Origin of the sequence: Nonomuraea sp. NPDC003709, assembly GCF_040610775.1 — a bacterium.
Taxonomy (GTDB): domain Bacteria; phylum Actinomycetota; class Actinomycetes; order Streptosporangiales; family Streptosporangiaceae; genus Nonomuraea; species Nonomuraea angiospora_A.
Genome location: NZ_JBEXMW010000022.1, coordinates 12,947 through 38,392, shown reverse-complemented (window position 1 = coordinate 38,392; position 25,446 = coordinate 12,947). Strand labels below are relative to the sequence as shown.

Annotated in this window: 27 protein-coding genes; 15 read left to right on the top strand and 12 right to left on the bottom strand. The window is 70.5% G+C overall.

Annotation, left to right across the window (positions count from 1 at the left end):
• The first annotated feature begins 57 nt into the window (after nt 1-57).
• Together ABZX61_RS47775 and ABZX61_RS47770 are read left to right on the top strand one after the other, a co-directional pair.
• Complete coding sequence (locus ABZX61_RS47775) at nt 58-483, top strand: anti-sigma factor (RefSeq protein ID WP_127936220.1); 426 nt, start codon at nt 58-60, stop codon at nt 481-483.
• Nucleotides 484-500: 17 nt separating this feature from the next.
• Entirely contained in the window at nt 501-1,280 is a 780-nt protein-coding gene (locus ABZX61_RS47770; protein ID WP_176573444.1) for an RNA polymerase sigma factor SigF, read from the top strand.
• On the opposite strand, the gene ABZX61_RS47765 is transcribed toward ABZX61_RS47770, so the two are convergent.
• Nucleotides 1,277-1,660, bottom strand: coding sequence for a hypothetical protein (locus tag ABZX61_RS47765; RefSeq protein WP_355205118.1), 384 nt, complete (start codon nt 1,658-1,660; stop codon nt 1,277-1,279). The genes ABZX61_RS47770 and ABZX61_RS47765 overlap by 4 nt on opposite strands.
• 88 nt (nt 1,661-1,748) lie before the next feature.
• Between ABZX61_RS47765 and ABZX61_RS47760 the strand changes: the two genes are divergently transcribed.
• Both ABZX61_RS47760 and ABZX61_RS47755 read left to right on the top strand, forming a co-directional pair.
• Nucleotides 1,749-2,705, top strand: a complete 957-nt coding sequence (locus ABZX61_RS47760; RefSeq protein WP_350729293.1) for a diacylglycerol kinase family protein — start codon at nt 1,749-1,751, stop codon at nt 2,703-2,705.
• Between the two features lie 270 nt (nt 2,706-2,975).
• Complete coding sequence (locus ABZX61_RS47755) at nt 2,976-3,230, top strand: WhiB family transcriptional regulator (protein ID WP_185068358.1); 255 nt, start codon at nt 2,976-2,978, stop codon at nt 3,228-3,230.
• A 245-nt stretch (nt 3,231-3,475) separates the two neighbouring features.
• Here ABZX61_RS47755 and ABZX61_RS47750 read toward each other — a convergent pair whose 3' ends face one another.
• A complete protein-coding gene (locus tag ABZX61_RS47750) occupies nt 3,476-4,945 on the bottom strand; it encodes a histidine kinase N-terminal domain-containing protein (RefSeq protein WP_350729291.1) in 1,470 nt (489 codons plus the stop codon).
• Between the two features lie 227 nt (nt 4,946-5,172).
• Here ABZX61_RS47750 and ABZX61_RS47745 point away from each other — a divergent pair, with 227 nt between their 5' ends.
• From ABZX61_RS47745 to ABZX61_RS47715, 7 genes are all read left to right on the top strand, one after another.
• Nucleotides 5,173-5,430: a hypothetical protein gene (locus ABZX61_RS47745; RefSeq protein ID WP_355205114.1), complete on the top strand. Its 258-nt coding sequence runs from the start codon at nt 5,173-5,175 to the stop codon at nt 5,428-5,430.
• The gene (locus tag ABZX61_RS47740; RefSeq protein ID WP_350729287.1) at nt 5,427-6,146 is read left to right on the top strand and encodes a GntR family transcriptional regulator; all 720 of its coding nucleotides are present in this window, start codon (nt 5,427-5,429) and stop codon (nt 6,144-6,146) included. Before ABZX61_RS47745 ends, ABZX61_RS47740 begins: the two co-directional genes overlap by 4 nt.
• Nucleotides 6,147-6,207: 61 nt before the next feature.
• Entirely contained in the window at nt 6,208-6,918 is a 711-nt protein-coding gene (gene bioD / locus ABZX61_RS47735; protein WP_355205111.1) for a dethiobiotin synthase, read from the top strand.
• A 77-nt stretch (nt 6,919-6,995) separates the two neighbouring features.
• Entirely contained in the window at nt 6,996-8,159 is a 1,164-nt protein-coding gene (locus ABZX61_RS47730) for a histidine kinase (protein WP_355205108.1), read from the top strand.
• Nucleotides 8,150-8,806: a response regulator transcription factor gene (locus ABZX61_RS47725; RefSeq protein ID WP_350729282.1), complete on the top strand. Its 657-nt coding sequence runs from the start codon at nt 8,150-8,152 to the stop codon at nt 8,804-8,806. Before ABZX61_RS47730 ends, ABZX61_RS47725 begins: the two co-directional genes overlap by 10 nt.
• A complete protein-coding gene (locus ABZX61_RS47720) occupies nt 8,803-9,582 on the top strand; it encodes a DUF4097 family beta strand repeat-containing protein (RefSeq protein ID WP_355205105.1) in 780 nt (259 codons plus the stop codon). Before ABZX61_RS47725 ends, ABZX61_RS47720 begins: the two co-directional genes overlap by 4 nt.
• A 49-nt stretch (nt 9,583-9,631) precedes the next feature.
• Nucleotides 9,632-11,272, top strand: coding sequence for an acetolactate synthase (locus ABZX61_RS47715; RefSeq protein ID WP_355205102.1), 1,641 nt, complete (start codon nt 9,632-9,634; stop codon nt 11,270-11,272).
• Nucleotides 11,273-11,275: 3 nt separating this feature from the next.
• On the opposite strand, the gene ABZX61_RS47710 is transcribed toward ABZX61_RS47715, so the two are convergent.
• Entirely contained in the window at nt 11,276-12,859 is a 1,584-nt protein-coding gene (locus ABZX61_RS47710) for a serine/threonine protein kinase (RefSeq protein ID WP_355205100.1), read from the bottom strand.
• Nucleotides 12,860-13,111: 252 nt separating this feature from the next.
• Between ABZX61_RS47710 and ABZX61_RS47705 the strand changes: the two genes are divergently transcribed.
• Complete coding sequence (locus tag ABZX61_RS47705; protein ID WP_355205098.1) at nt 13,112-13,504, top strand: thioesterase family protein; 393 nt, start codon at nt 13,112-13,114, stop codon at nt 13,502-13,504.
• Here ABZX61_RS47705 and ABZX61_RS47700 read toward each other — a convergent pair.
• From ABZX61_RS47700 to ABZX61_RS47670, 7 genes are all read right to left on the bottom strand, one after another.
• Nucleotides 13,494-13,706 (bottom strand): biotin/lipoyl-binding carrier protein, encoded by a 213-nt coding sequence (locus tag ABZX61_RS47700; RefSeq protein ID WP_192787829.1) that lies wholly within the window; start codon nt 13,704-13,706, stop codon nt 13,494-13,496. The two genes, ABZX61_RS47705 and ABZX61_RS47700, sit on opposite strands and share 11 nt — an antisense overlap.
• A 32-nt stretch (nt 13,707-13,738) precedes the next feature.
• Entirely contained in the window at nt 13,739-15,094 is a 1,356-nt protein-coding gene (locus ABZX61_RS47695; protein WP_355205095.1) for a biotin carboxylase N-terminal domain-containing protein, read from the bottom strand.
• A gap of 96 nt (nt 15,095-15,190) precedes the next feature.
• Nucleotides 15,191-16,483 (bottom strand): HD domain-containing phosphohydrolase, encoded by a 1,293-nt coding sequence (locus ABZX61_RS47690; protein ID WP_350729270.1) that lies wholly within the window; start codon nt 16,481-16,483, stop codon nt 15,191-15,193.
• Nucleotides 16,480-17,829 carry an HD-GYP domain-containing protein gene (locus tag ABZX61_RS47685; protein ID WP_355205092.1) on the bottom strand — a complete coding sequence of 450 codons (1,350 nt, stop codon included), beginning with the start codon at nt 17,827-17,829 and terminating at the stop codon, nt 16,480-16,482. Before ABZX61_RS47685 ends, ABZX61_RS47690 begins: the two co-directional genes overlap by 4 nt.
• Before the next feature lie 225 nt (nt 17,830-18,054).
• Nucleotides 18,055-18,996, bottom strand: a complete 942-nt coding sequence (locus ABZX61_RS47680; protein ID WP_355205089.1) for an NAD-dependent epimerase/dehydratase family protein — start codon at nt 18,994-18,996, stop codon at nt 18,055-18,057.
• Nucleotides 18,997-19,005: 9 nt separating this feature from the next.
• Nucleotides 19,006-19,272 (bottom strand): mycothiol system anti-sigma-R factor, encoded by a 267-nt coding sequence (gene rsrA / locus ABZX61_RS47675; RefSeq protein ID WP_350729266.1) that lies wholly within the window; start codon nt 19,270-19,272, stop codon nt 19,006-19,008.
• On the bottom strand, nt 19,269-19,874 hold the full coding sequence (locus ABZX61_RS47670) for a sigma-70 family RNA polymerase sigma factor (RefSeq protein ID WP_043624264.1): 606 nt from the start codon (nt 19,872-19,874) through the stop codon (nt 19,269-19,271). The genes rsrA and ABZX61_RS47670 overlap by 4 nt, the downstream gene beginning before the upstream one ends.
• Nucleotides 19,875-20,108: 234 nt before the next feature.
• Here ABZX61_RS47670 and ABZX61_RS47665 point away from each other — a divergent pair, with 234 nt between their 5' ends.
• Nucleotides 20,109-20,849 (top strand): methyltransferase domain-containing protein, encoded by a 741-nt coding sequence (locus ABZX61_RS47665; RefSeq protein ID WP_350729264.1) that lies wholly within the window; start codon nt 20,109-20,111, stop codon nt 20,847-20,849.
• Nucleotides 20,850-20,910: 61 nt separating this feature from the next.
• On the opposite strand, the gene ABZX61_RS47660 is transcribed toward ABZX61_RS47665, so the two are convergent.
• A complete protein-coding gene (locus ABZX61_RS47660) occupies nt 20,911-21,243 on the bottom strand; it encodes a TraR/DksA C4-type zinc finger protein (RefSeq protein WP_350729262.1) in 333 nt (110 codons plus the stop codon).
• 154 nt (nt 21,244-21,397) lie between these two features.
• Nucleotides 21,398-22,144, bottom strand: coding sequence for an SOS response-associated peptidase (locus tag ABZX61_RS47655; protein ID WP_350729260.1), 747 nt, complete (start codon nt 22,142-22,144; stop codon nt 21,398-21,400).
• Nucleotides 22,145-22,328: 184 nt separating this feature from the next.
• On the opposite strand from ABZX61_RS47655, the gene aroA reads away from it, so the two are divergent.
• Together aroA and rsgA are read left to right on the top strand one after the other, a co-directional pair.
• Entirely contained in the window at nt 22,329-23,639 is a 1,311-nt protein-coding gene (gene aroA, locus ABZX61_RS47650) for a 3-phosphoshikimate 1-carboxyvinyltransferase (protein ID WP_355205084.1), read from the top strand.
• Nucleotides 23,640-23,890: 251 nt separating this feature from the next.
• The gene (rsgA, locus tag ABZX61_RS47645) at nt 23,891-24,934 is read left to right on the top strand and encodes a ribosome small subunit-dependent GTPase A (RefSeq protein WP_355205517.1); all 1,044 of its coding nucleotides are present in this window, start codon (nt 23,891-23,893) and stop codon (nt 24,932-24,934) included.
• Nucleotides 24,935-25,446: the final 512 nt, after the last annotated feature.

Here is a 25,446-nt window from a genome sequence, read left to right as displayed (position 1 = left end):
CCAAGCACCTCCCGGGGGCGGTAAGTTGCAGTTGGCGTCGGAAACGCGAGGAGGAACGTGACCGAGGAAACCGAGACGCGCGCGGAGGGCGTGGCCGGCATCCGCGACGTGGTGAGCATCAGGCTCCCCGCCGCCAGTGCCTACCTGTCTGTGCTGCGTACGGCTACCGCCGGGCTGGCGGCGCGGCTGGACTTCACGCTCGACGAGATCGAGGATCTACGGATCGCGGTCGACGAGGCGTGCGCCATGCTGCTGAGCGAGGCGGTGCCCGGCACCGACCTCACTGCCGAGTTCGAGCTGACCGGGCATGAGATGCAGGTCAGGGTCGAAGTGGCCACGGTCGGAAGCTCCGCGCCCAAACGCGATGACTTCGCCTGGATGGTGCTGACCGCCTTGGCCGACGACGTCGACGCGGTGACCGACTCCCCAGATCGCATGGCTATCGTCCTGCGTAAGCGCCGAGGCGCAGCGAGGCCGGCGTGACGGAAAGGACTGGAGCCATGGCCACCAGCGAACACGCCGTGCCCGACCGGGTGCGTGCCCGCATGCTCTTCGCCGAGCTGGCCGAGCTGGGCCCCGAGGAGCCGCGCCGCCAGCGCATCAGAGACGAGCTGGTCGAGCTTCACCTTCCCCTGGTCGAATACCTGGCCCGCCGCTTTCGGAACAGGGGCGAGTGGCTCGACGACCTGACCCAGGTCGCCACCATCGGCCTGATCAAGTCCATCGACCGGTTCGACCTCAACCGCGGCGTGGAGTTCTCCACGTACGCCACGCCCACGATCGTCGGCGAGATCAAGCGCCATTTCCGCGACAAGGGCTGGGCTGTCCGCGTCCCGCGCCGGCTGCAGGAGCTGAAGCTCTCGCTGACCAAGGCGATAAGCGATCTCTCGCAGCGCGAGGGCCGCGCGCCGACGGTCGCCGAGCTGGCCTCCTACCTCAAGATGACCGAGGAGGAGGTGCTCGAGGGCCTCGAGTCGGCCAACGCCTACTCGACCGTGTCGCTCGACGCGCCCGACTCCGGCGACGACGACGCCCCCGCGGTGTCCGACTCGCTCGGCATCGTGGACGAGTCGCTCGAGGGCGTCGAATACCGCGAGTCGCTGAAACCGCTGCTCGAACGGCTGCCGCCGCGGGAGAAGCGCATCCTGTTGTTGCGCTTCTTCGGCAATATGACGCAGTCGCAGATCGCCACCGAGCTGGGCATCTCGCAGATGCACGTCTCGCGCCTGCTGGCCCGCACCCTCGCGCAGCTGCGCGAGGGTCTGACCGCCGAAGACTAGCCGTCTCCGTAGAGGGCGTGCGTGGTGGGCGGCGCCAGCAGCGTCGCCAACCCCGCCACCGCGATCACGATCAGCGGGATCCCGAGCTGGGGCTGGCCTGACTGGATGAGCGTGACGGAGATCGGCACCATGAAGATCTGCGTCAGGACGCCGGGCGACCGCCCCCACCGCTCCATCCTGAACAGCCCGCCCCACGCCACCCAGAGCAGGCCCGCTCCGACCAGCACGCCGAAGGCCGACTCGGCGATGGCGGTGGTCAGATTGTCCGGGGTGCTGACCAGGGTCTCCACGGCCACGTAGATGCCGAGGCTGAGCGCCACCAAGCCTTCCAGGGCGACGATGGCGGCGGCGATGACGAGGGTGACCGGACGACGATTCACGCCCGTACCCTACCCCTCGGGTCACCCGGTCCGAGAAATAGGACGTTCGGCCGATAACGCCCACAAGTCCAGCGGATACGCTGGCGATATGCGCGCCATGCTCTTGGTGAATCCCAAGGCCACCACCACGAACGCCCGTACGCGTGACGTGCTGATCCGCGCGCTCGGCGCGGCCGTGGAGCTGGCGGTGGAGGAGACCCGCTACCGCGGGCACGCCGCGGCGCTGGCCGCCACCGCGCGGGCCAAGGGATACGACGTCGTGGCGGTGCTCGGCGGCGACGGGACGATCAACGAGACCGTGAACGGCCTGCTCAACCCGGTGAACGGCGGCGACGTCCCGCCCGGCAGCGAGGGCCGGCCCGCGCTCGTCGTCATCCCCGGGGGCAGCGCGAACGTGTTCGCCCGCGCGCTGGGGCTGCCGAACGACCCGGTGGAGTCCACGGGGGCGGTGCTGGAGGCGCTCAGGGACGGCCGGCGCAGGACCGTGGGTTTGGGACAGGCCCTATGGGAAGGCCAGAGCCGCTACTTCACCTTCTGCTCGGGCATGGGGTACGACGCAGAGGTTGTACGGGCCGTGGAAGGCCTCAGGGGAACCGGCCGCAAAGCAACGCCTACACGGTACGTGAACACCGCTCTACGGCACTATCTGGCCACGGACAAACGGCATCCAGCGATGACCCTGACCGGTCCGGGGATCCCGACGGCCCGCGGGCTGTTCATGGCGATCATCTCCAACACCTCTCCATGGACGTACGTCGGCACCAGGCCCGTGCACCCGACCCCGTGGGCGAGCTTTGAGACCGGGCTCGATCTTCTCGGGCTGCGCCGGATGGGACCGATGTCCATGGCGTCAGTGATCCGACAGATTCTCACGGAGAGTGACGCCCTTCCGGGTGGCCGGCACCTCGTACAGCTCCATGACGAGGCCGAGTTCACGCTCACCGCGGAACGCCCCGTGGCCTTCCAGCTGGACGGGGACTACCTGGGCGAATACGAAACCGTAACATTCCGGTCTACACCGAACGCGTTACAAGTTTTGGTCTAGGTGGTTACATTCGGTCATTGTGTGACGCATCCGACAGCCATAACACCCAAAACTTCCCGTCAACCCTCTTGCGTGCACTCAGCGTGGCTGACAGTCTCAAGACTGACGTCGGAACGTAGGACCTTTAACAACCCCAAGGTTCTCCGAGTGTCAGCGGACGATCCCGGTCCCCACAGGTCCGGGTTTTGTTCGCGCGAGTTAGTGAAACTCTTCACAAAGTAGTAGCCGCACGGAGCCGACCAGAGGCTCCATCTACTAAGGAGTGGACGCATGGACTGGCGCCACCGAGCTGCCTGCCGTGACGTGGACCCCGAGCTGTTCTTCCCGATCGGCAACACCGGCCCGGCACTCATGCAGATCGAAGAAGCCAAGCAGGTCTGCCGTTCCTGCTCGGCCGTCGAAGCCTGCCTGAAGTGGGCGCTGGAGTCCGGGCAGGACGCCGGCGTCTGGGGCGGCCTCAGCGAGGACGAGCGCCGCGCTCTCAAGCGCCGCACCGCTCGCCACCGCGCCCGCCTCACCGCCTGACCCGCCACCGCCATCTGATCTCCACCACCATCTGACCCCGCGTCGCCCGAGCCCCGATCGGCTCGCGCGCCGCCGCACCCTCCTCGCCCCGATGCGTCGCCGCCGGCCGCCGCGCCACCCGCCGGACGCGCCAGCGCCCAAGCCGTCACCCCGGCCGACGCACCGCCGCCGTTCGACATGCCCGCACCCGACGCGCCGAGCCCTCGTACTCCCGTCGAACCCCGACGGACGCGTACGAACCGGGATCAGGCCGCCGGGAGCGGGATCGACAGCGTGACCTCCGTACCCCCTTCGAGCCGCGGCTCGATGGACAGCCGGCCGGAAAGCTCCCCTTCGACCAGCGTGCGGACGATCTGCAGCCCCAGGCTGGTGGAAGTGTCGAGGTCGAAGCCGGCCGGAAGCCCGCGGCCGTCGTCCCACACCGTGACGTTGAGCCGGTCGGGCTCGGGCTCGACCACCACTTCGAGCCGCTTGGGCCGCCCGTGCTGCATCGCGTTCTGCAACAGCTCGGTCAGCGCCATGGCCAGCGGCGTGGCGATGAGCGAAGGCAGCACGCCGAAGCCCCCGACGCGGCGCGGCGTGACGGCCACCTCCGCGGCCGACACCTCCCCCGCCATCGCGAACACCCGGTCGGCGATCTCGTCGAAGTCCACGAACTCCTCGGGCGCGTGGGACAGCGTCTCGTGCACGATCGCGATCGACCCGACCCGGCGCACCGCCTCCTCCAGCGCCTCCCGGCCCTCCGGCACCTGCAGCCGCCTGGCCTGCAGGCGGAGCAGCGCGGCCACGGTCTGCAGGTTGTTCTTCACCCGGTGGTGGATCTCGCGGATCGTGGCGTCCTTGGTCATCAGCTCGCGCTCGCGGCGCCGCAGCTCGGTCACGTCCCTGATGAGCACGAGCGCGCCGATGCGGCCGCCGCCGACGATCAGCGGAATGGCTCTGAGCTGCACGATCGTGCCGCCCGACTCGACCTCGGTCTCCTTGGCCGCGCGCCCGCTGGCCACGATCATGAGATCTTCGTTGATCGGCTCGTCGGAGTAGCAGAGCGTCGCGGTGACCCGGCCCAGCTCGGCCCCGACCAGGTCGGCGTGCAGGCCGAGCCGCCGGTAGGCGGACAGGGCGTTCGGCGAGGCGTACGTGACGCGCCCGGCCCGGTCGAGCCGCAGCAGGCCGTCGCCGACGCGCGGCGAGCGCACCAGGATCGGCTCCTCGCCCGAGAACGGGAACCGGCCCTCGGCCACCATCTGCGCCAGGTCGGAGGCGCTCTGGAGGTAGGTCAGCTCCAGGCGCGACGGGGTGCGGGCGGAGGAGAGGTTCGTGGAGCGCTGGATCACCGCCAGGAAGCGGCCCTCGCCGCCCTCGACGGTCCGCCGCACGGGGATGGTCTCCTCGCGCACGGGGACGCCCGTGGACCAGTCGGGATCGCCCTCGCGGCAGATGCGCCGCTCGTTCCAGGCGGTGTCGATGAGGTGGCGCTCTCCCTTGGCGGCGACGCTGCCGACGATGTCGTCGTGGTAGACGGTGGGGCCGGTGGTCGGTCGCATCTGCGCGATCGCGATCCAGCCGCTCTCCCCCAGCAGCGGCGCCCACAGGATGAGATCGGCGAACGACAGGTCGGCCAGCAGCTGCCAGTCGGAGACCAGCGAGTGCAGCCAGTCGAGATCCGCCTCGTCGAGGGCGGTGTGGCGGGCTACGAGGTCGCTGAGAGTCGGCACAGGTGCATCATGCGTGCTTTTCCCCGCAACAACCAAACCGGCTCCCTGGCTGAATGCGCGCCCGGATACGCGGGCAGGACTCCGCATGGCACGGCCGCACACCCGCTCGTTCGCACAGTGACGGCATATACGGCATCGTGCACCAAACTCGACATATCGGGAATCTCATATTGTGAGAACCGTCACACCATGAGAGCTGCTCGAACCGCAGACGGGACGAGTCGGAGGTGATCGACACGGGCAGGTGGCTCCACCCCGACACGGATCACGGACCGGCCTCGGTTGCGATCGCGCTCGCCGCTGTGGATATCCTTCACAATCAGCCTGAGCTGCCCGGATCCGTGCGAGCCGGCTACCGTGCCCGTCCGGTGCCGGTCGGCCGCCACAGCCCGCGGTTGACCGCTCGGGCTGATGTGAGTTCCGATGATCTCGCGGTGATCAGACACGCCTTCACCGCCGTGGCAGAAGTGAAGGTGAGAGCGTGACAGACGACAGCCCCCGCGTGCCCAAGTACTACGACGTCAAACGCAGCCTGCTCGAGCTCACGAAGACCCTGCCCGCCGGCGCGGCACTGCCGCCGGAGCGCACGCTCGCCGTCCGGTTCGAGACCTCCCGCACCACGGTCAGGCAGGCGCTGACCGAGCTCGTGGTGGAGGGCCGGCTGCTGCGGATCCAGGGCAAGGGCACCTTCGTGGCCCAGCCGAAGGTGGCGCAGGTGCTGCAGCTCACCTCGTACATCGGCGACCTGCGCACGGCGGGCCTGGAGCCGGACACCAAAATACTCGAGATCGGCTACATCACCGCCGACGAGGCCCTGGCCAGGCGCCTGGCCATCAACCCGGGCGGCCGCGTGCTGCGCATCCACCGCCTCCGGCTGGCCAACGGCGAGCCCGTCTCCATCGACACCACCCACCTGTCCGCGCGCCGCTTCCCCCGGCTGCGACGGGAGCTGGAGGTGCACGCGTCCCTGTACGAGACGCTGCACAACGCCTACAACGTCCGGCTCACGGACGCCGAGGAGATCATCGAGACCGTCCTGGCCACCCCGTACGACGCCAAGGCCCTCGGCGTCGACGTCGGACTCCCCATGCTCCTCCTCACCCGCCACGCCTTCGACGCCGACGGCAACCCCGTCGAGTGGGCCCAATCCCTCTACCGCGGCGACCGGTACAAGTTCGTCACCCGCCTGCGGCGCCCCTGACCACGCCGGTCCGGCCGTGATCAGCCGTGATCTCTTACGGTGATGCTCATAGGCTGGTGACATGAGCGTCATCGTCATCACCGGCACCGATACCGGCGTGGGCAAGACCGTCGTGACGGCGGCGCTGGCGGTGTTGGCCAGGCGGCGGGGGGCCTCCGTGGCCGTGGTGAAGGTCGCGCAGACCGGGGTCGCACCCGAAGAGGCCGGGGACGTGGATCAGGTGATCCGGATGTCCGGGGTCGGCACGACCTTCGAGGCGCGGCGGTTCGCCGAGCCGCTGCCGCCCGCCGCCGCCGCCCGCGTCGCCGGGGTGCCGCCCGTGTCGCTGGCCGAGGTGGGGCAGCTCGTACGGGAGCTCGCCGAGAGCAACCGGATGGTGGTCGTGGAGGGCACCGGAGGATTGCTGGAGCGCTTCGACGAGGACGGCGGGACCATCGGGGACCTCGCCCGGGCCCTGAGCGCGCAGGTGCTCGTCGTGGTCCGGCCCGGCCGGGGGGCGGTGAACCACACCGCGCTCACCCTGGAGGCGATGGCGAACAGGGGGCTCGAACCGACGGGGATCGTCATCGGGCGCTGGCCCGACGAGCCCGGGATCGTCGAGCGGAGCTGTGTGTGCGACCTGGAGATGCTGGCCGCGCGGCCGCTGGCCGGGGTGCTGCCCGAAGGGGCCGGGGGGATGGGCGGGGAGGAGTTCGCCGAGGTGGCGCGGAGAGGGTTGGGCGTGATGTTGGGGGGATCGTTCGATCCTGCCGGATTCAAGGCGACGCTCTGAGGGTGGGGAAAACCCCACCATTCATCAGCACACCAGGGCTATTTCGCGTCTCACCCGCTGCTCAATACCGTTGAGCCATGAAAGTCCCCCGTCCGTGGTCGGCGCGGGCGTGGCTCGACACGGCCCACGTGATGATCGGTCTCCCGGTCGCAGTGCTGCTCGGCGGGCTGACGCTCGTCCTGGCCGTGTGGCCGCCCCTGCTGATGCGGAGCGTGCCGCGGTTCACGAGGGTGCAGCGGTCCAGGTTCGAGGCGTTCCTGGGCGCGCACATCCCGCCCGTACGCTCCCCGAGCAGCTGGCGCAGCCCGGCCACGTGGCGGCAGATCAGTTATCACCTGCTGTCGCCGTTCGTGGGGTTCGCGGCCGCGGTGCTGGTGGCGGTGGCGTGGGGAGGGGCGATCGTGGGGTTGCTGTCGTTCCTGCCGCAGAAGTTGCAGCCGCCGCCGATGGAGTTCGAGGAGTTCGACCTCAGGGACAGCAGGGTCGTGGCGATCTACATAGCGATCGGACTCGTGCTCCTGCTGCTCGCGCCGGTGCTGGCGCGCGGCATGGCGGCGCTGGACCTGTCGGTGGCGCGTACGCTGCTCGGGCCCAGCCGTTCGGAGCTCGGCCAGCGGATCGAGACGCTGACGGAGAGCCGGGCCGGGGTGATCGACGCGGCCGACGCCGAGCGCCGCCGGATCGAGCGCGACCTGCACGACGGCGCCCAGCAGCGGCTCGTCTCCCTCGCCATGAACCTCGGCCTGGCCAGGGCCACCCTGACCGACCTGCCCGAACCGGCCCGCGAGGCCATCGCGCAGGCGCACGAGGAGGCCAAGCAGGCGCTCAAGGAGCTGCGCGACTTCGTACGGGGCCTGCATCCGGCCGTCCTGAACGACCAGGGCCTGGACGCGGCGCTGTCCGGCGTGGCCGCCCGCGCGCCCTTCCCCGTGAAACTCCACGTCGACATCGAGCGGCGTGCCACTCCGACCATCGAGGCGGTGGCGTTCTTCATCGTGTCCGAAGCACTGACCAACATCGCCAAGCACGCGGCGGCCACCAAGGCCGAGGTGAGCGTGCGGCGCGAGCGCGAGCGCCTGTACGTGCTCGTGTACGACGACGGCTGCGGCGGAGCCCGGCTGGACGGCGGTACGGGGCTGCGCGGCCTGGCCCAGCGGATCGACGCGGTGGACGGGTCGCTCCGGCTGTCCAGCCCGTTGGGCGGCCCTACGACGATCGAGGTGGACCTGCCGTGCGAGTAGTGCTCGCGGAGGATTCCGTGCTGCTGCGCGAGGGGCTGATCAGGCTCCTGGACGCCTCCGGCATGGAGGTGGTGGCGGCCGTGGACGAGGCCGAGGGGCTGCTGCGGGCCGCCGCGGAGCACAAGCCCGAGCTGGTCATCACGGACGTCAGGATGCCGCCCACGCACACCGACGAGGGCCTGCGGGCCGCGCTCGTGCTGCGCCGCCAGCAGCCGGGCCTGGCCGTCCTGGTGCTGTCGCAGTACGTCGAGGAGCGCTACGCCGCCCAGCTCCTCGCCTCGGCCGCGACGGGCGGGGTCGGCTACCTGCTCAAGGACCGGGTGGCGGACGTGGCGGAGTTCATCGACGCGCTGCGCAGGGTGGCCGCCGGCGGCACCGCGCTCGACCCCGAGGTCGTGGCCCAGCTCCTGCTGCGCGGCAACAGCGACCCGCTCGAACGGCTCACTCCCAGGGAGCACGAGGTGCTCCAGCTGATGGCCGAGGGCCGTTCCAACGCCGGCATCGGCCAGTCCCTGGTGCTCAGCGAAGGGGCGGTCGGCAAGCACATCGGCAACATCTTCAGCAAGCTCGACCTGTCGCCGGCCGAGGGCGACCACCGGCGCGTGCTCGCCGTCCTGCAATTCCTCAAGATCAGGAGCCTGCCGTGAGAGTCGCCTGGCTGGCGGCGGGCGCGGTGGCGACCGCGTTCGCCCTGCTGCTCTCCATCGGAGGGCTCTGGCGCGGGGTCGCGCGGGCCAGGATGCCGGAGGAGAACACGCAGCGGTCCATCGCCTTCGAGCACAAGAACGTACGCATCAAGGCGGGCAAGGGCACCCAGGTCGACCTGAGCATCCTGCCGGGCAGGGCGGGCGAACTGCTCATCGCGAGGTCGCTGCGCTGGTCGAGGAACCGGCCGACCATCAACGAGGACTGGGACGTCCGTTCCAGCACCCTGCGGCTCGACGCCGTCTGCCCCGGCGGCGAGCAGCCGGACGGCCCCGTCTGCTGGGCCGACTACGTGATCTACGTGCCGCCGGAGACCGACGTCGAGGCCGGCACGGGCAACGGCCGGCTCAGCGTCACCGATCTCTTCGGCAAGGTCCGCCTGTCCTCCGTCGCCGGCGATGTCCAGGTCGACAACCTCTCCGGCACCCTCTGGGCCAGGAGCGGCACGGGCAGAGTCGATGCCACGGGGCTCGACGTCGGGGCGGCCGACGTGGAGATCGGCTCGGGGGACGTCAACCTGTCCTTCGCCAGCGCCCCCACGACCGTCAACGCGGTGGTGCGGACGGCGGGCGACGTCAGCCTGGACCTGCCGAAGACGGCCTACGACGTGACGGTGGAGGGGAACGACACCAATGTCGACGTCGCTCGGAACCCCACCTCACCGCGGAAGATCGTCGTACGGGCGCCGAAGGGCAGGGTGTCCGTCTGCTGCGACTGAAGATCCTTAAGATCTGTTTACTCTGGTGACTGGTTGGTAAGTTCCCGGCATGGAGTCTGCGAAGCACGCCGGTGACGCCGCTGTAGCCGTTTCCAAGGCCTACGGCGTCGAGACCATGTTCACGCTGTCGGGAGGGCACGTCTTCCCCCTTTACGACGGCGCCGTACACGAGGACATGCGCATCCTCGACGTACGCCACGAGCAGAGCGCGGTCTTCGCCGCCGAGGCGACCGCCCGGCTGACCAGAAGACCGGGCCTGGCCGTGCTGACCGCGGGCCCCGGCATCACCAACGGCGTCAGCGGCGTCGCGACCGCCCACTTCAACGGCTCCCCCGTCGTCGTCATGGGCGGCCGGGCGCCCCAGTCGCGCTGGGGCAGCGGCGCTCTCCAGGAGCTGGACCACCCGCCGCTGCTCAAGCCGATCACGAAGCTGTCGTTCACCGCGACCGACGCCGAGTCCATCGGCCAGGACGTCGAGATGGCCTTCCGCACCGCGGTCGCACCCCACCGTGGCCCGGTCTTCCTCGACTTCTACATGGACCACCTGTTCTCCCCCTCGCCCACGCACGAGGTGCGGACGCAGACGCCGTCGCCGCTCGAGCCCGACCCCGACGACCTGGCCGCCATCGCGCGGCTGCTGGCCGAGGCCGAGCGGCCCGTGCTGGTCTACGGGTCCGACGTGTGGATGGACCGGGCCGAGGAGGCCGCCCGCGACTTCGCCGAGACGTGGCGGCTGCCGGTCATCCCCAACGGCCAGGGCCGCGGCGTCCTGCCCTCGGGCCACGAACTGCTGGTCACGCGGGCCCGCAGCCTGGCGTTCAAGCAGGCCGACCTGGTCATCGTGATCGGCACGCCGCTCGACTTCCGCCTGAACTTCGGCTGGTTCGGCAGCAAGGACGCGCTGGCCCGCGTCGTGCACATCGCCGACGCGCCGTCCCAGCTGGCCACCCACATGCAGCCGGTCGCGTCCGCCGCGGGCGACCTGTCCGTGGTGTTCTGGAGCCTCGGCACCGCCTGCGGCGACGCCGGGGTCAAACCCGACGCGTACGCCTCCTGGGTGTCGAAGCTGGCCGACACGGCCGCCGCGGCCATCGCGGGCGACGCCGAGCTGCTGGCCTCCGGCTCCGACCCGATCCACCCCATGCGCGTGTACGGCGAGCTGGGCAAGGTCCTGGCCGACGACGCCGTGGTGATCGGCGACGGCGGCGACTTCGTCTCCTACGCGGGCAAGTACGTCGAGCCGAAGCAGCCGGGCAACTGGCTCGACCCCGGCCCGTACGGCTGCCTCGGCACCGGCCTGGGCTACTCCGTCGCCGCCCGCCTGGCCAGGCCGTCCTCGCAGGTGGTGCTGCTGCTGGGCGACGGCGCCGCCGGGTTCTCGCTCATGGACGTCGACACCCTCGTCCGCCACAAGCTGCCCGTCGTCATGATCTGCGGCAACAACGGCATCTGGGGCCTGGAGAAGCACCCCATGCAGCTCCTGTACGGCTACGACGTGGCCGCCGAGCTCCAGCCGCAGTGCCGCTACGACCAGGTCGTGACCGCGCTGGGCGGAGGCGGCGAGCTGGTCACCAAGCCGTCGGAGATCGGGCCGGCGCTGCGCAGGGCGTTCGACTCCGGCATCCCGTACATGGTGAACATCGCCACCGACCCGCAGGTCGCCTACCCCCGCAGCACCACGGGGGTATGAGACCTACGACTTCGGCGTGGCGCTGGGCGAGGGGCTGCCGGTGCTGTCCTCCGGGCAGACGCCGTCGACGATGACCAGCGTGACCGGTTTGGTCACCTCCTGCACCGTCAAAGCACCCGGCACGGTCCGGACAACCTTGCCACAGCGCATGCCGTTGGAGGTGGAGGTCCGGTCATCGGGGATGATCTCCTCGAAGCCCGCCGCCTCGACCATCTCCTGCGCCTGCAGGAACGGCATCCCGACCACCTTGGGCACGCGTGCCCTCTTGACGTCCGACGTCGGGGTGCTCGTGGGCGTCTTGGTCGGCGTCTTGGTGACGCTCGGCGTGCTGGAGGGCGTCTTGGTCGGCGTCTTCGTCGGCGGCTTGGCTTCCTCGGTCTCCACGGGCCTCGGCCTCTCGGTCGTCGGCTCGGGGTCCGGAGTCGGCTCCTCCACGTGGGTCTTCGGGGGCTTGGTCTTGGGGGGCTTGGGACTGCTCTGGTTGGCCACTGACGAGGCGGTGCTCGTCGGGGCGGGCCCGCTGGGGGTCATGCCCGTCAGCGCGACCGCGGTGGCGCCCGCGCCGAGCACCGCCGCGACGGCGATGCCCGCGATGAGCCCGGTCCTGCGCGGCGCCTTGGCCGCGCGGCGGCCGCCCGGGCGCCGGTCGGCCATGGTCGTCGTCTCTTCGGCGGGGCGCGCCTGATGGGCACCCGTCTGGTACGCCTCCACCGGCGGCGCCATGGTGGCCCCGGTGGCCGGCGCCGGCTGTTCGGGGATCTGGGCGGGCGCCTGCCCGCTCGCGATGGCCTTGGCCGCCTCGCTCATGGCCCTGGCGGTCGGGAAGCGCCTGGCCGGGTCCTTCGACAGCGCGACCTCGACCAGCGTGCGCACGGCCTGGGGGATGTCGGCGGGCAGCGGCGGCGGGGCCTCGCGGATGTGCTTGAGCGCGATCGTGACCGCGCTGTCGCCGTCGAACGGCCGCTGCCCCACCAGGCACTCGTACGCGACCACGCCGAGCGCGTAAATGTCGACCGCGGGCGTGACAGGGGCGCCCTCGGCCTGCTCGGGGGCGCAGTAGGCGGCCGTGCCGAGCACCATGCCGGCGTCGGTCAGCCGGTTGGCCAGGTCGGAGCGGGCGATGCCGAAGTCGGTCAGCACCAGCGTGCCGTCGCGCTGCACGAGCAGGTTGCCCGGCTTGACGTCGCGGTGCACGATCCCCTGATCATGCACGGCCTGCAGCGCCGACGCGGCCTGCGCGATCAGCTCCATGGCCGCCTGCGGCGGGATCCTGCCCAGCCTGGCCAGCAGCCGGTCGAGCGGCTCGCCGTCGACGAACTTCATGACCAGGTAGACGGTGTCGCCGCTGATGCCGTAGTCGTAGACGTCGACGACGCCGCCGTGGTTGATCGTGGCCATCGCCCGTGCTTCCCCCTGAAAGCGAGCGACGAACCCGGGGTCCTGCGTACGACCGGGAAGCAGCACCTTGACGGCGACGGTGCGGGCCAGGACGATGTCCTCTCCGCGCCACACCTCGCCCATGCCGCCGGCGCCGATGCGGGTGTCCAGCCGATACCGCCCCGCCAGCGTCGTTCCTTGGGCCACCATGACTCCCCCGTTACCCCCCTAAACCAGTAACCTCTTGCACCCCGCGGCTCTCCAACAAAGCGAACTTTCGTCGCGGACAGGTCACACAGTGGTCACGGAACTCAGAGAGTGTACGACCCACCTGTTTCACATGCCACTCAAATGTCTTAAGCCGTACCACACCCTATCCTGGGGCCTTATGCCCGCACTTGTCCGCGTTTCCGGGAAGTCAGCTGACCCGTTGGACAGGTGCGACCACCGTAGGCTGACCCCATGACGCTCGCTCCGGGTCTGCGCGCCCAGTTGCTCATCATGGTCGAGGTGGAGGACACCGCGAAGAAGGTCGGCAGCGGGGACGTGCCGGTGCTCGCCACGCCGCGGCTGCTCGCGCTGGCCGAAGCGGCGACCGTACAGGCCCTGGACAAGCACCTCGCGCCGGGCGAGACGTCGGTCGGCACCAGGGTCGAGCTCGAACACCTGGCCGCCAGCCCGCTGGGCACGCACGTGCAGATCGGCGTCGAGCTCACCGAGGTCGACGGGCGGCGGCTGGTCTTCGCCTTCGAGGCCCACGACAAACACGCCGTCGTGGGCCGCGGCACCATCGAGCGCATCGTCGTCGACCGCGCCAAGTTCCTGGCTAGAACACGGCGACCTGCTATTGGATGACGGCGATCAGATCGCCTTCCTGGATCACGTCGCCCTCGGCCACCTTGAGCTGCGCCACGACGCCCTCTTCCTCGGCGAGCACCGGGATCTCCATCTTCATGGACTCGAGGATGACCAGCGTGTCGCCGTCGGAGACGGTGTCGCCCTCCTTGACGACGACCTTCCAGACGTTCGCGACCATCTCCGCGCGTACCTCAGCCACCGGAACTCCCCTCTGTCATCAATGTACTCACCTTAGGCCCGCATCCGCCCAACCAGACCAGTGTCGTAGACACCAGTGACAAACTCCGCGTTGTCCAGCAGCTCCGCGCAGAACGGCAGATTGTTCTTGGGCCCTTCGACGACGAACGCGTCCACCGCCTTGCGCCCCTTCTCCAGCGCGTCGGCGCGGGTCTCGCCGTGGACGCAGAGCTTGGCCAGCAGCGGGTCGTAGAACGGGGTGACCGTGTTGCCCGCCGCGTAACCGGAGTCGACGCGTACGCCCGCTCCGTCCGGCTCCACCCATGCGGTGATCGTGCCAGGGCCGGGGAAGAACCGCTGGGGATCCTCCGCGTAGACCCTGAACTCGATCGCGTGCCCGGTGGTCGCGGGCCGCACCTCGGGGCTCTCGCCGGCCGCGACCCGCAGCTGCAGCTCGACCAGGTCGAGCCCGGTGACCAGCTCCGTGACCGGGTGCTCCACCTGCAGCCGGGTGTTCATCTCCAGGAACACGAAGTCCTGCTGGTCGGCGTCGACCAGACACTCGACGGTGCCCGCGCCGAGGTAGCCGACGGCCTCGCCGGCGCGCACGGCGGCGGCCAGCATGCGCTCGCGCAGCTCGGGGGTGATGCCCGGGGACGGCGACTCCTCGACGACCTTCTGGTGGCGGCGCTGCACCGAGCAGTCGCGCTCGCCCAGGGCCACGACCCTGCCGTCGGGCAGGCCGAGGATCTGCACCTCGACGTGGCGGGCCCGCTCGATGTAGCGCTCGAGCAGCACGGCCGGCCCGTCGAGCGCGTCGCCCGAGAACCTGGCGGCCGCCCTGGCCGCCTGCTCGAACGCCTTGGCCAGGCCCTCGTCGTCGTGGGCCACGCTCATGCCGATGCCACCGCCGCCGCCCGCGGTCTTGACCATGACCGGGTAGCCGATGGCGTCGGCGGCCTTGAGCGCCAGCGACAGGTCGGTGACCGGCTCGCGGGTGCCCGCGGCGACCGGCACGCCGGCCTTCTCCATGAGGTTCCGGGCGTTGATCTTGTCGCCCATCTTGTCGATGGCCTCGGGCGCGGGACCGATCCACACCAGCCCGGCGTCGATCACGGCCCTGGCGAACGCGACGTTCTCCGCGAGGAACCCGTAACCCGGGTGGATCGCCTTGGCGCCGGTCGCGCGGGCCGCCGCCAGCACCTTGTCGGCGTCGAGGTAGCTCTGCGCGGGGTCGGCCGGACCGATCAGCACGGCCTCGTCGGCCTCCCGTACGAACGGCAGGTCGCCGTCGGCCTCCGAGTGGACGGCGATGGCACGCAGCCCCAGCCGCTGGACCGTGCGGATGACCCGCCGCGCGATCTCCCCTCGGTTGGCGACCAGAACGGGTCCGAGCGTCTCAATTAACACGCCGACCACACTAAAGCCGCGACCGCCGCGGCTCCTTCCCCCTAAACCACCGATCCGGCGATCATGATCTGTAGGAACCCCACAATTCCGTACGGGCTAGACCCGCCCGCGGTCGATCACCCGGGTGAGCGCCTCGATCGCGTGAGGATCGTACGCGCTGCCCGACGACAGCCGGATGCGCTCCAGCGCTGCCCCCGCGCGGTCGCGGTCGGTCGAGGGCCCCACCAGGTCGTCGTAGGCGTTGGCGACCTTGATGATGCGGCTCGACAGGGGCGGGTCGTCGGTGATCGGATCGCACTGGCGCCGCACCACGTCGGCCACCCGGTCGAGCACGCCGGTCTGCCTGATCACCTCGGCGCCCAGCTCGGCGATGCGCCGCGCCTGGTCGGGCTCGGTGAGGACGGTGGCGCCGCCGGGGATCGGGTCGCGCAGCGAGAGCTGGCCGATGTCGTGCATCAGCGAGGCGTACTCCAGCTCCAGCAGCTCGGGCTCGGACATGCCCAGCTCTCTGCCGATCGCCACGGCCAGGCGGCTCACCCGGCGCGAATGGCCGGGCTCGACATAGCCGCCGACCTCCGTGACCCGCGACAGCGCGCGTACGGTCTGCAGGTAGGTGGCGCGGATCCCGGCGTACTTCCTGAAGGCCACCTGCGTGACCAGCAGCGGCGCCGCGAACACCAGCAGCGCCACCAGGTCCATGCTGTGCGTGGCCAGCGCGAGCAGCACGCCCGACGAGGCCACGGCCGCGCCCAGCGGGAAGGCCATGTTGACCTCGTCGCGCACGGCCACCCGGAACGAGGTGCGCAGCCGCTCGGCCCGCAGCAGCGCGGCGATCAGCACGTCGATCAGCAAGGTGATCGCGATGAGCGTGACCATCACCGCGAGGGCCGGCCACCAGGTGCTGGTCGGCGGCTTGGTCAGCAGGTAGAGCGGGTCGGCCAGCGGCCGGAACGCGAAGGCCAGCAGCGCGCCGGTGAGCAGCCGCCGCGCCATCGCGTCCAGCCGCGGCGGGCGGCCGACCGCCAGGTGCGGGAGCGCGCCGGCCGCCATGCCGACCGCGATCACGGCGACCACCTGCAGGGCCGAGTGGCGCAGCGGGTTTTGGCTGAGGTCGAGCAGCAGCGTGTAGCCCAGCGCGGCGGCGGCGCCGATGGGCGCGACCTCCCTGTTGCCCGGCATGGTGAGCCTGGCCAGCTCGCCGACCGCGATCAGCGCCCCGAACCCGACCGCGATCTCCGTGCGATCGAGCCCGACGGCCGCGGTGTGGGCGACGCCGGCGATCGCGACCAGCCCCGCCGCGCAGATGAGCAGCAGCTGGCCGGAGTCGAGCCGGCGGAAGACCGTGTTCGCAGAGCGTTCTGCGCGCCTCGGGCGCTCCGTGGTGATCATTGTCCGGTCACGACCTCGATGGGCATGGTCGGGTCGTCGTGGTCCTTGATCGGGGTCTCGTCGGGCGGCGGCGCCTCGACCTTGCGCGGCGGCTGCCACGGCTCCCGGTCGAGCACCCGGATGAAGGCCGCGACCATGACCGGGTCGAAGTGGGTGCCCGCGGTCTTGCGCAGCTCCTCGAGCGCCTCCGGGACAGGCCTGGCGCCCCGGTAGGAGCGGTCGGAGGTCATCGAGTCGAACGCGTCGGCCACCGCGATGACCTTGGCGAACTCGGGGATCTCGTCACCTGCCAGCCCCATCGGGTAGCCGGTGCCGTCGTGGCGCTCGTGGTGGTGCATGATCCCGGCGTAGGCCTCGTCGAGGAAGCCGATGCCGCGTACGATCTCCAGGCCCCGCATGGGGTGGAGCTGGATCGCGGCGAACTCCTCCTCGGTGAGCGGCCCGTCCTTCTGCAGCACCTTGGTGGGCACCCCGAGCTTGCCCACGTCGTGCAGCATGCCCGCGTAGCGGATGGCCCGTACGCGCTCGGGACCCATGCCGATCTCCTGAGCGATCATGGAGGAGGCGAGCGAGACCCGCGTGCAGTGGCCCCGGGTGTAGTAGTCCTTGGTCTCGACGGCCTGGCAGAGCGCGGCGATCGTGGCGTCGTACGAGCGCTGCTGCGCGTGATACTGGCCGAACGCCCACCGCGCCACGAACAGCGGCAGCAGCACCAGCACGGCCGAGATCGACTGCACGGTCGCCCAGAGCCCGGCCACCAGCAGCCCGAACGTGCCGTACCCGAGATAGGACAGCAGGAACTGGGCCATGCCGCGCAGCGGCACCTCCGTGGCCCGCACCCGCGTGGCCAGCCCGATCATGGTCAGCGTGAGCACGATGTTGAGCGGCACGAAGACCGCCATAGCGGCGGCGTAGGGGCCGATGAGATCGTCGAAGGCGTTGACCTGGGGCACGCCGACCTGACCGTGGAGCGCCTCGTAGACCCACCCGGACGCGTAGCCGCAGATGGCGAACTGCGCCCCGTTGAACAGCCGCTTGATCAGCGGCAGCCCGGGCCGCACGCTCACCATCGCGGTCAGCCCCACCAGCGCCGCGCCGTCGGGCCCGATCAGCACCACCGCCGCCAGCGAGGCGGAGAAGCTGACCGACACCGCGAACTGCTCCACGTTGAGCAGCGTCGGCATCGACTCGCACACCAGGAACAGCAGGGCGAGCACGAGAAGGACGTCGAGGTCCTCCGGGGCCACGGGAGCCCCGGAGATCATGACGCTGCGCACCATGAGAGCGACCGCCGCGCCGATCACGGCGAACAGATAGACCCTTGCAGGCCACGGCAGATCACGCATTGCGGCCCCCTACGGACATCAGGTCCAGGACACCCCTGGGGGAAGCACTCCCCCAGCGATCAGCATGACCACAGGAGTGAGCATGACGACGGCCGTGAGCAGTCGGGCGACCATAGACTTGAACATCCACATGCCTCCACGTCGAGTTCTGGGGTTCAACGCTACAGAAGACGACGTCGCCGCATGGGCGGAGTCGGAAATCGCAAGCAAAGCGTAATCAAGCCACTACTTCACGCGACGATTTCGGGCCCATTCGACTGTTTTCTTCACACCTGTCGGCAGGTCCGTACGCGGCTGCCAGCCGAGCCCTTCGTGGGCCGGCACCGGATCGACCGCCATCGCGGGCAGGTCGCCCACGCGCGGCGGCGCGAACCCGGGCTTGTCTTGGGCGCCCGCCGCGTCGGCGATGAGCGAGTGGAGGCGGCGGTCGGTGGTCTGGATGCCGGTGCCGAGGTTGAACCTTTGGCCGTCGCCGCGCTGCCCGAGCGCCTGGACGAAGCCGTCGACCACGTCCTCGACGTAGACGTAGTCGCGGGTCTGGGTGCCGTCGCCGTAGACGACCGTGGGCGTGCCGCCGAGCAGCGCGTCGGTGAAGATCGACACCACGCCCGCCTCGCCCTCGGGCGACTGGCGCGGGCCGTAGACGTTGGAGAGCACCAGAGTGGTGTATTCGATGCCGTGGAGCGCGCGGAACGCGGCGAGGTACGTCTCGCCGCTCAGCTTCGACGCGGCGTACGGCGAGCGCGGGTCGGTGGGCGCGCCTCCGGGCACGGGGATCGTGCCGGGCCTGCCGTAGACGGCCACGGACGAGGCGAACAGCACCTTGCGGGCCCGCCCTTCGTGGGCCGCGGCGAGCACGGACGCGGTGCCCTCGACGTTGATCCGGGCGTCGCGCCTGGGCTCGGCCACGCTCTTGCGCACGCTGATCTGCGCGGCCAGATGGCAGACGACCTCCGGCTGCAGCTCCGCGACCAGGCCGGTCAGCGCGGGGTCGAGCACGTCGAGCACGTGCAGCCGGAAATGGTCGCTGGAGGTGGCCTCTGCCAGGTTTTCCCTGGACCCCGATGACAGGTCGTCGACCACGTCGACCTCATGCCCCTCGGCGAGGAGACGATCGACGAGATTGGACCCGATGAACCCGGCACCCCCGGTGACCAACACGCGCATGGGGGAATCCTAGTCGGCCAGCTCGGCTCTCACCTGTGCGATGCGGGCGAGCACTTTGGAGCGCAGATCGCCGGGGACCGGGTCGCAGCCGCAGTGCTTGTGCACGAGCGCCTTGATCGCCTTGTCCAGGTCGTATTCCTGGAGGCACGGGCCGCATTCGTCGAGATGCACGCGGATCTCGACGATGTCGGTCTCGGTCAGCTCGCCGTCGAGATAGGCGTAGACCTTGTCGAGCACTTCGCGACAGTCGGTGTCATGCGGGTTGCCACAGCTCATTTCGATCCCTCCGCCGGGACCAGACCCCGCTCACGAGCATAGTCCTCAAGGAGGCCCCGGAGCTGCCTGCGTCCTCTGTGCAGCCTCGACATCACGGTGCCGATCGGAGTGCCCATGATGTCGGCGATCTCTTTATAGGGGAAGCCCTCGACGTCGGCCAGGTAGACCGCGATCCTGAACTCCTCCGGCAGGGCCGCCAGCGCCTGCTTGATGTCGCCGTCGGGCAGATGCTCGAGCGCCTCGACCTCGGCCGACTTCAGCCCGCTCGAGGTGTGCGACTCCGCCCGCGCGAGCTGCCAGTCCTCGATCTCCTCCGTGCCGGACTGCTTCGGCTCGCGCTGCTTCTTGCGGTAGCTGTTGATGAACGTGTTCGTCAGGATCCGGTAGAGCCACGCCTTGAGGTTGGTGCCCTGCTGGAACTGGTGGAACGACGCGAACGCCTTGGCGAAGGTCTCCTGCAGCAGGTCCTCCGCGTCCGCGGGATTCCGGGTCATCCGGAGCGCGGCGGAGTAGAGCTGCTCGAGATACGGCATGACGTCGCGCTCGAATCGCTCGCTTCGCTGCTCCAGCGTCTCCGCGCCTGTCGCGGGCACCGGACCCACCCCCCTAAGATCACCGGTGGCCAGCTGTTGCGGAACACCGTACTCAGGGGAGGATACCCGCTGGCCGGTGCCTTGCCGGTCAGTGGGGAGGGGTCTTGCCATAGTGAGCATGCTCGTCGCAACACGCCCGCGCACTTGTCTGTTCCCGCAAGATAGAAGGTACGAAGGACCCGGTGCGGGGAACGTCCATACGTACCGGCTGGTAGCCCTTTACCCGGAACTCAGGAGTCGCGTGTGCTGCCCATTCCGGCCGAGGAACTGAACGGCTCAGGGACGCTTGGGCCGTACTGGACCTTCTACCGCGCCGTCGCCGCCGAACAACTCAACCGCTGGCTCCCCGGCCAACCCTCCGTCGTCCTCGATCTCTCCGGTGGCCGCGGGCGTTGGTCCGGCCAGGTGGCCAGGGCAGGGCACAAGGTGATCGAGGTGCTCGACTTCCGCCGCACCGTCGACGGGCGGTCCGGCCTGCGGGACGCCGACCGGGTCCGGCACGTACGCGCCGACGATCTGGCGTTCCTGCCGGACGCGAGCGTGGACGCCGTGCTCGCCGAGGAACGCGTGATGTCGATCGAGCTGATGGCCGAGTCGGCGATGAGCGACGTGGCCAGGGTCCTGCGGCCCGGCGGGCGTGCGCTGGTGTGCGTCGACTCGCTGGTGCTGGGCATGGCGATCCTGGCCGAGCAGGAGCAGTGGCAGCACCTGCGGCAGACCGGCGAGGTCATGCTCGTGCCGTGGCCGGACGGCAGCATCACGCGGTGCTTCAGCAGCGGGCAGCTGCGCGAGCTGCTGGTAGGCGCCGGGCTCGAGGTGGAGTGGATGCGGCCGCGCACGGTGCTGTCCCCGTCCACGGTCGACCACGTGCTCGGGGCCGACGCACGCGCGCTCAACTACCTGGTCCGTACGGAGCTGGAGGCCCATCCGGACGACGACGACACGGTCGGCATCCATCTGGTCGCCAGCTGCCGCAAAAGCTGACTCCGCCTGGCTGTAGAGAGGTGTGCCGCCGTTCTTCGTGTCCGGCGGCATCCCGGCTCGCTCAGCGGCGCCGCTCCCGCTTGCCCTGGCACTGCACGCACCGCGCGGCCTCCGGACGGGCCTCCAGCCGCCCTTCCGGCACCGGCTTGGCGCAGTCGAGGCACCGGCCGTACACGCCTTGTTCCAGGCGCTTGATGGCCTCGACCACGGCGCGCCGCTGTGATGTGGCCACGGTCAGCATGGCCTGGGCCCGATCGGCGTCGGTCAGGTCAGAACCTGCGTCGGCCGCCGAGTGCTCGCGCACGGCGACGGGGTCGCCCTGGAGGACCCCGATCGATCGGTCCAGTTCCGCGAGCATGTCTTCCAGCCGCTCACGAGCGGTCGTGACGTCCACGAATCCGCACCTCCGGGTGAATCACGGCAGCCCGCGGCTAGGACTCCCCGGTTGTCCCGCCCGGTGCAATTAGGGGCATTTATGGCGGTGACACCGAGTAAACGGATGCATCGCTTTCCTCACCGGATGCCCACTTACCGTGCTTCTTACACCTTTAGAAAAGTGCGGTTTCCTCCTCTTCCGGTAGAGGTTTGATGAGGTCCGGGCCATTGTTTCTGACGTTGTTGACGTCCGTGGAGACCGGATACGCCGTGAGCCGCCCCTGCTCGGCGGGCACCAGCAGCCGAGTGGCCTGCCCCACGTCGGTGACCTTGGGGTCGAGCCACTCGGCCCAGCGTTCGCGCTCGATCATCATGGGCATCCTGTCGTGGATGCGGCCGAGTTCGTCTTCGGCGTCCGTGGTGATGACGGTGCAGGTCACCAGCCATTTGAGAGGATCGTCATCGGCCCGGGACGGGTCTTTCCAGAACTCGTACAGGCCCGCCATCGCCAGCACCCCGCCGTCCTCGGGATGGATGAAGTACGGCTGTTTCTTTTTCTTCTCGCCTTCGACCGGCATCCACTCGAAATAGCCGTCGGCCGGGAGCAGGCATCTGCGCTTGGCGAACGCCTGCCGGAACGACGGCTTCTCGGCCACCGTCTCGATCCTGGCGTTGATCAGCCGGGACCCGATCGACGGGTCCTTCGCCCAGGCGGGCACCAGGCCCCACTTCACGACCCTGAGCTGCCGCACCGCCCGCTGGGCCTCCTTGGGCACCCGGCTCAGCACGGCGTAGACGTTCTTGGTCGGCGCGACGTTGTAGTCGGCCCCGAGCTCCGTGTCGGGGTCGCCGTCCTGCTCGACCTCGAACTCCTCGAGCAACTCGTGTTTCTTGCGCGCCGACGCGTATCTACCGCACATAACCCCACACTGCCACGTACGGTACGGCCTCCGCTCGCCTGCCCGCCTCGGGGCGTCCACAAAAACAGAAGACCCACTCCCGCCGGCACACCTGATGACCGGCGTTGTCCACAGGTGCGACGGCACGCGAGACGCCGTCCACAGGCTGTGACCCTCGCCCTACCACTCCCAGTACTCTTTGACCATGCCCGCTCCGACCACGCCCACGCCGACCACGCCGCACTGGCCCGCGCCCACGGCGACCTCTCCGGTCACCGCCACCGTCCCGCTGCCCGGCTCCAAGTCGGTGACCAACCGCGCGCTCGTCCTGGCCGCGCTCGCCGACGGCCCCGGCGTCGTGCGCCGGGCGCTGCGCAGCCGCGACGCGGACCTGATGGCGTCGGCCCTGCGGGCCCTGGGCGCCACCCTGGAGCCCGCCGACGAGAGCGCCGCGGGGGTCGACTGGCACGTGACGCCGGGCCCGATCCGGGGCGGCGCGAGCATCGACGCGGGCCTGGCCGGCACGGTCATGCGGTTCGTCCCGCCGGTGGCCGCCCTGGCCGACGGCCCGGTCGCCTTCGACGGCGACCCGCACGCGCGCAAGCGCCCGATGGGCCCCATCCTCGACGCCCTGCGCTCGCTGGGCGCCAGGATCGACAACGACGCGCTGCCGTTCACGATCAGCGGGCCGCTGGCGGGCGGCGAGGTCACGCTGGACGCGTCGGGCTCGTCGCAGTTCGTGTCGGGGCTGCTGCTGACGGCGGCGCGGTTCGAGAAGGGCATCACGATCCGCCATGTCGGCCCGCCGGTGCCCTCGCAGCCGCACATCGAGATGACTGTGGAGATGCTCAGGGCGGCGGGCGTCACGGTCGACGACAGCGAGTCCGACGTGTGGCGCGTCGAGCCCGGCCCGATCGCGGCCAGAGACATGACGGTGGAGCCCGACCTGTCCAACGCGGCCCCGTTCCTGGCCGCCGCCCTGGTCACGGGCGGCACCGTGACGATCCCCACCTGGCCGGAGCGCACCACGCAGCCCGGCGACGCCCTGCGCGGCCTCCTCACCGCGATGGGCGCCACCGTGACCCGCTCCCCCGACGGAGCCGACCTGGTGGTCACGGGGCGGCCCACGGGCGAGATCACCGGCATCGACGCCGACCTCCACGAGGTGGGCGAGCTGACCCCCACCATCGCCGCCCTCGCCGCGCTCGCGACCACGCCGAGCCGCATCCGGGGCATCGCTCACCTGCGCGGCCACGAGACCGACCGACTGGCCGCGCTCGCCACCGAGATCAACCAGCTGGGCGGCGACGCGGAGGAGACCGCCGACGGCCTGATCATCCGCCCCCGCCCGCTGCACGGCGGCACCTTCCACAGCTACGACGACCACCGCATGGCCACGGCCGGAGCCGTGATCGGCCTCAGGGTGCCCGGCGTGGAGGTGGAGAACATCGCGACGACCGCCAAGACCCTGCCGGAGTTCGTCCGGATGTGGGACGGCATGTTGGAGGCCCGGTGACCCGGCGGCGCCTGCCCTCGGGTGCGGGTTTCGCACCGGAAACGCCGGGCACGTCGGAAAAGGGCGGTCCGTGAGGGTCCGCCGCCTGTATGGCGAGGAAAAGATCCAGCAGCACGGCGCCATCCCGGCCTGCCCGCGGCGGCGTCCGATCCCCCATCAGCACCGGCCGGCCGACGACGCGTCTCCGGCCTGACCGGGGGCGACCGCGCAGGTCATCGAGCGAAAGCGAGCGAGGACATGGGAGCAGACCGCTGAAGAAGCGGGAGTACGACGAGGACGACGTACGGGTCAGGCCGGGCAAGGGCTCCAGGCCGCGGACCCGGATCCGTCCTGCGCACGAGGACGCCGTGCAGGGCTTCGTGGTGGCCGTGGACCGCGGCCGCTACACGACGCTGGTCGAGCCCGAACGCCCGAAGGGGTCCGCGCAGAAACGCAAGCAGCAGCCGCAGCGGCGCCTGGTGGTGGCCATGAAGGCCCGCGAGCTGGGCCGCAAGGGCATCGTGGTGGGTGACCGGGTGGCCCTCGTCGGCGACGTCTCGGGCCGCCCCGACACGCTGGCCAGGGTTGTCCGCGTGGAGCCCCGCACGTCGATGCTGCGCCGCTCGGCCGACGACACCGAAGACACCGACGGCATCGAGCGCCCGGTCGTGGCCAACGCCGACCAGCTCGTCATCGTCACCGCCCTGGCCGACCCGCCGCCCCGGCCCCGCATGATCGACCGCATCCTGGTGGCCGCGTTCGACGCCGAGATCGACACCCTGCTCTGCCTCACCAAGTCCGACCTCGCCCCGCCCGACGAGCTGGTGGCCCTCTACGAGCCGCTGGGCGTCCCCCACGTCGTCGTGCACAAGGGCGGCTCCCTGGAGGAGCTCCGCGACCACCTGAAGGGCCGCGTCAGCGTCCTGGTCGGCCACTCGGGCGTCGGCAAGTCCACCCTGGTCAACGCCCTGGTCCCGGACGCCAACCGCGCCGTCTCCCAGGTCAACGCCGTAACGGGCCGCGGCCGCCACACCTCCACCTCGGCCGTGGCGCTGGAGCTGCCGGAAAGCGGCTGGATCATCGACACCCCGGGCGTACGCAGCTTCGGCCTGGCCCACGTGTCCATGGAAACGGTCCTGGCCGCCTTCCCGGACCTGGTGGAGGGCACGGTCGACTGCCCGAAGGGCTGCACACACCTGGGCCCGGAGTGTGCTCTGGACGCCTGGGTCGCCGCCGGCAACGCCGATCCCGCCCGCCTCAAATCCCTCCGCCGCCTCCTCTCCAGCCGCGAAGGCACCCTCGACGACACCCCCTGACCCCCAACCAGAGCCCCCGGCCCACCCGGCGACGCCGCGCAGACCTCCACGCACCGACCAGGACGCACCCGCCGAGACCGCAGACATCCCCCTAACGCATTGGCCACGCGCTCCCGGAGGCGTCTGACCGTCCAGCCACCCCGCACCCCACCACCGGGCACCCGGCCGGTGAGACGCCGTGCAGCGGCGCACAACGCAACGCGCCCGCCGAGACCGCCGACGTCCCCTTGCGCGCTGGCCACGGCGCTCCCGGAGGCGCTGCCTGCCCGCCACTCGCGCGGTCGGCGGTCGAAGGGCTTCGGTGCCATCGTCACCGGCCACGCCGCCCGCCGAGAGTGCGCCACGGCCCGCACCGCACCATCGCACTCCACACCGCCACGCCATCGCCGCCGTCCTGCCCCGCACCGCCGCCACACCGACCATCGCACCGCCACGCACCGCCACGCACCGCCACGCACCGCCGCCACACCGACCGTCGCACCGCCGCGCACCGCCGGCCAGCCCAGCACCAC

Bases quoted from the DNA above. Each gene is read 5' to 3' on its own strand.
- rsrA (WP_350729266.1), bottom strand. From the start codon at position 19,272: ATGAGCTGTGGCAACCCGCATGACACCGACTGTCGCGAAGTGCTCGAC.
- ABZX61_RS47730 (WP_355205108.1), top strand. From the start codon at position 6,996: ATGAAAGTCCCCCGTCCGTGGTCGGCGCGGGCGTGGCTCGACACGGCC.
- ABZX61_RS47710 (WP_355205100.1), bottom strand. From the start codon at position 12,859: ATGGTGGCCCAAGGAACGACGCTGGCGGGGCGGTATCGGCTGGACACC.
- ABZX61_RS47755 (WP_185068358.1), top strand. From the start codon at position 2,976: ATGGACTGGCGCCACCGAGCTGCCTGCCGTGACGTGGACCCCGAGCTG.
- ABZX61_RS47680 (WP_355205089.1), bottom strand. From the start codon at position 18,996: ATGCGCGTGTTGGTCACCGGGGGTGCCGGGTTCATCGGGTCCAATCTC.
- ABZX61_RS47770 (WP_176573444.1), top strand. From the start codon at position 501: ATGGCCACCAGCGAACACGCCGTGCCCGACCGGGTGCGTGCCCGCATG.
- ABZX61_RS47705 (WP_355205098.1), top strand. From the start codon at position 13,112: ATGACGCTCGCTCCGGGTCTGCGCGCCCAGTTGCTCATCATGGTCGAG.
- ABZX61_RS47655 (WP_350729260.1), bottom strand. From the start codon at position 22,144: ATGTGCGGTAGATACGCGTCGGCGCGCAAGAAACACGAGTTGCTCGAG.
- ABZX61_RS47760 (WP_350729293.1), top strand. From the start codon at position 1,749: ATGCGCGCCATGCTCTTGGTGAATCCCAAGGCCACCACCACGAACGCC.
- ABZX61_RS47690 (WP_350729270.1), bottom strand. From the start codon at position 16,483: ATGATCACCACGGAGCGCCCGAGGCGCGCAGAACGCTCTGCGAACACG.
- aroA (WP_355205084.1), top strand. From the start codon at position 22,329: ATGCCCGCTCCGACCACGCCCACGCCGACCACGCCGCACTGGCCCGCG.
- ABZX61_RS47715 (WP_355205102.1), top strand. From the start codon at position 9,632: ATGGAGTCTGCGAAGCACGCCGGTGACGCCGCTGTAGCCGTTTCCAAG.
- bioD (WP_355205111.1), top strand. From the start codon at position 6,208: ATGAGCGTCATCGTCATCACCGGCACCGATACCGGCGTGGGCAAGACC.
- ABZX61_RS47685 (WP_355205092.1), bottom strand. From the start codon at position 17,829: ATGCGTGATCTGCCGTGGCCTGCAAGGGTCTATCTGTTCGCCGTGATC.